The sequence below is a fragment of the Methylobacterium sp. J-030 genome (genome assembly GCF_022829545.1).
Classification (GTDB): domain Bacteria; phylum Pseudomonadota; class Alphaproteobacteria; order Rhizobiales; family Beijerinckiaceae; genus Methylobacterium.
Genome location: NZ_JAKSYM010000315.1, coordinates 1 through 2,293 on the forward strand (window position 1 = coordinate 1; position 2,293 = coordinate 2,293).

The window sequence follows — 2,293 nt, forward strand, 5'->3', positions numbered from 1 at the left end:
CGGGAAGGCATGGCCCTCAAGGGCTACACCATGGACGACGACACGCTCGGCACGGTCGCCATGTCGGTGCTGATCCGGTTCATCGGGGCCGGCGGGTACGAGATCGAAGGCGTCGAGAAGACCATGGCGATGGTCCTGAGCGTCATCGCTCGGAGCAATGCGCAGTCTATCGCTGAAGTAAAGCAGTAGGGGGCCGACAATGGCGGAAGATGTCTTTCAATCGTTCATGGTCGCCCTTGGGTTCGATGTAAACGCGTCGTCGCTCAACACCGCCAAAAAGTCGATCGCCGACTATGAGCAAGCGGTGAAGGATGCCGAGAAGCGCATTGAGGATGCCCGGTGGGCCGGGGCCAAGACCGAGGAGGAGGTCGCCAAGCTCGCTCGGGAGACGAACCTGAAGGAAGCGCGTGCGGCGCTCGGAGCGGCCCAGGACAAAGAGAAAGTCGAGAAGGAGCAGGCCCGCAAGCGCGAGGAGCGGCACAAGGAGTTCATCGCCGGAATGAGCAGGGTGGCGCTGGCAGCCTCTGCCATGGCGACCGCGGTCAGCTACGCGGTCAACCGGGTGACGCAGTCGTTCGACAACCTCGGCTTCACATCGGCGCGGACCGGTGCCTCGGTTCAGAGCCTCAAGTCGATCGGCTATGCCTTCTCTCAGGTTGGCGGCAGCTCACAGCAGGCCATCGGCGCGGTCGAGAAGTTCGCAGCCGCACTCCGGCAGAACGATGGGCTCAAGAGCTACGTCGCGAGCCTCGGCGTAGACACCACGAAAGACATGGCCGATCAGTTGCTCGACACCGTGGATGCGCTGTCGAAGCACCCCTATCAGGTCGGCAGTCGTGAAGCCGGCATGCTCGGCATCAGCGAGGAGGATTACAAGCTCCTGACGCAGTACGCGGCCAAGGTGAAGGAGTACCGGGCTGAGTACGATGCCATGACCAAGGCGCTCGGGGTCAACTCGGAGCAGGCAGCCGCAGCATCGCAATCGTTCCAGCGCTCCCTGACCCGGCTCCAGGCCACGTCGGCAGCCCTCAGCGACCGGCTGATGACGAGCCTCGCGCCGGCCCTGGAGGCCATCGTCGCGCGGTTCAACAAGTTCATCGCGGACAACCCAGAGGTCGTCAACACGATCCTGCGCACCACGGCCGACGGGATCATCTGGATCACGGACAAGATCCAAGCCATGGTCGAGTGGTTCGCCAGCGATCACGGCAAGATGTTCATCGATCGCTGGAATGACTTCGCCGATCGAGTCGCCGCGATCGGTCACGCCTTCGAGACCGTCTGGGCCGTCCTGAAGAAGATCGACGAGTGGCTGCACCTGTCCAGCATCTACAGCTTCATCGACAAGCTGGGCACGTTGGTCCTGTCGGGCCGGTTCGGGCTCGGTGGTGCGATCCAGGATGCTCTTGGGGTCGGGGGAGGCGGCAGCGGCGATAGTAGCGGGGCCAGGCCGAGAGACGACCGCCGTTGGTATGAGAAGATCCTGCCGAAGGGCATGGGCGGTAGAGACGCTCCGACCGCCGATGCTGGCGACGGGATGGGCGCGCGAGCGCGGCGGGGACTCGGCCGGCTCGCGCGCAGTGTCAACGTTCAGGCCATCGTCGGCGAGCTTCGGCAGGCCGGCTACGGGAATAACGCCATCGCGGCCGTTGTCGGTTCGATGGAAACGGAAAGCACGTTCAACCCGCGTGCCGCGAACAACCAGAGCGGCGGCCACACTGGCTTATGGCAGTGGGACCGCAACCGCTGGCCGAAGATCAAGAACTGGATCCAGAGCCAAGGCGGCGATCCCTATGATGCCGCGTGGCAGACTAAGGCTTGGATCGCGGAGCACAATGCCAAGCCGGGAGACCCAATCTATGATCATCCCCGCACGGCACGGGGCGGTGCCATCCTACGGGACAATCCCACGATCGAGGACGCTATCCACGGCGTGCGGGAGAGCGAGCGCTTCGGCCCCCGCGAGGAAGGTGGCCGGGCTCGGCACGCCCGCGAATGGCTCCCGCAGATGGCTCCCGGCGGTGCGCTCTCCGGGAAGCCGGACTTGCGGCCGATCATCGTTGCCCCGCCGCCCGCAGCCGCCATGCGAGGGCTGCCGAACATGACGCCCGCCGGCTTTGATCCGAACCGCATTGATCCAAAGAACGTAATGCAGCCGGCGCCGGTCGGGGCCAGCCCCGTGACGAACAACAGCACGTCGAGCAGCAGCCGGTCCCTGACCCAGCACAACAGCTTCAAAGTTGACATCACCGGCAGCCAGACGCCGCGGGAGCACGCCGACGCCTTCACCAAG

At 64.7% G+C, this 2,293-nt stretch carries 2 protein-coding genes; both read left to right on the top strand.

Annotation, left to right across the window (positions count from 1 at the left end; translation table 11 throughout):
• Positions 1-189: hypothetical protein (locus MKK75_RS23815; RefSeq protein ID WP_244044988.1), on the top strand; the 189-nt coding region annotated here is incomplete at its 5' end.
• A gap of 10 nt (positions 190-199) precedes the next feature.
• A partial coding sequence (locus MKK75_RS23820; RefSeq protein ID WP_244044989.1) for a phage tail tip lysozyme occupies positions 200-2,293 on the top strand: 2,094 nt, incomplete at its 3' end.